Below are 1851 nucleotides of genomic sequence, written 5' to 3' on the forward strand. Positions count from 1 at the left end.
GGGATGGGTAGGGGAGCGTCGTGTGCCGGGTGAAGCCGCGCCGGAAGGCAGTGGTGGACGGTACACGAGTGAGAATGCAGGCATGAGTAGCGATACACACGTGAGAAACGTGTGCGCCGATTGACTAAGGGTTCCTGGGTCAAGCTGATCTGCCCAGGGTAAGTCGGGACCTAAGGCGAGGCCGACAGGCGTAGTCGATGGACAACCGGTTGATATTCCGGTACCCGCTTTGAAACGCCCAGTATCGAATCCTCTGATGCTAAGGCCGTGAAGCCGTCCCGGAGCCTTCGGGCAAAGGGAAGTGGTGGAGCCGCCGGCCCAAGGTGGTAGTAGGTAAGCGATGGGGTGACGCAGGAAGGTAGTCCAGCCCGGGCGGTGGTTGTCCCGGGGTAAGGGTGTAGGCCGAGGGGTAGGCAAATCCGTCCCTCATACAAGGCTGAGACCTGATGCCGAGCCGATTGTGGTGAAGTGGATGATCCTATGCTGTCGAGAAAAGCCTCTAGCGAGTTTCATGGCGGCCCGTACCCTAAACCGACTCAGGTGGTCAGGTAGAGAATACCGAGGCGTTCGGGTGAACTATGGTTAAGGAACTCGGCAAAATGCCCCCGTAACTTCGGGAGAAGGGGGGCCATCACCGGTGATCGGATTTACTCCGTGAGCTGGGGGTGGCCGCAGAGACCAGCGAGAAGCGACTGTTTACTAAAAACACAGGTCCGTGCGAAGCCGTAAGGCGATGTATACGGACTGACGCCTGCCCGGTGCTGGAACGTTAAGGGGACCGGTTAGTGACCTTTCGGGGTTGCGAAGCTGAGAACTTAAGCGCCAGTAAACGGCGGTGGTAACTATAACCATCCTAAGGTAGCGAAATTCCTTGTCGGGTAAGTTCCGACCTGCACGAATGGCGTAACGACTTCTCGACTGTCTCAACCATAGGCCCGGTGAAATTGCACTACGAGTAAAGATGCTCGTTTCGCGCAGAAGGACGGAAAGACCCCGGGACCTTTACTACAGTTTGATATTGGTGTTCGGTTCGGCTTGTGTAGGATAGGTGGGAGACGGTGAAGCATGCACGCCAGTGTGTGTGGAGTCAATCTTGAAATACCACTCTGGTCGTGCTGGATGTCTAACCTCGGTCCGTGATCCGGATCAGGGACAGTGTCTGATGGGTAGTTTAACTGGGGCGGTTGCCTCCTAAAGAGTAACGGAGGCGCCCAAAGGTTCCCTCAGCCTGGTTGGCAATCAGGTGTTGAGTGTAAGTGCACAAGGGAGCTTGACTGTGAGACCGACGGGTCGAGCAGGGACGAAAGTCGGGACTAGTGATCCGGCAGTGGCTTGTGGAAGCGCTGTCGCTCAACGGATAAAAGGTACCCCGGGGATAACAGGCTGATCTTCCCCAAGAGTCCATATCGACGGGATGGTTTGGCACCTCGATGTCGGCTCGTCGCATCCTGGGGCTGGAGTCGGTCCCAAGGGTTGGGCTGTTCGCCCATTAAAGCGGTACGCGAGCTGGGTTTAGAACGTCGTGAGACAGTTCGGTCCCTATCCTCTGCGCGCGTAGGAATATTGAGAAGGGCTGTCCCTAGTACGAGAGGACCGGGACGGACGAACCTCTGGTGTGCCAGTTGTCCTGCCAAGGGCATGGCTGGTTGGCTACGTTCGGAAAGGATAACCGCTGAAAGCATCTAAGCGGGAAGCCTGCTTCGAGATGAGTGTTCCCACCCCCTTTGAGGGGTTAAGGCTCCCAGCAGACGACTGGGTTGATAGGCCAGATGTGGAAGCCCGGCAACGGGTGGAGCTGACTGGTACTAATAGGCCGAGGGCTTGTCCTCAGTTGCTCGCGTCCACTGTGTT

At 57.1% G+C, this 1851-nt stretch carries 1 rRNA gene (only partly in view); it reads left to right on the plus strand.

Annotation, left to right across the window (positions count from 1 at the left end):
• Positions 1-1829 (plus strand): 23S ribosomal RNA (locus ACWD0Y_RS36125) (it extends 1372 nt beyond the left edge of the window).
• The last annotated feature ends 22 nt before the right edge of the window (positions 1830-1851 follow it).

This window comes from Streptomyces altiplanensis, assembly GCF_053591575.1.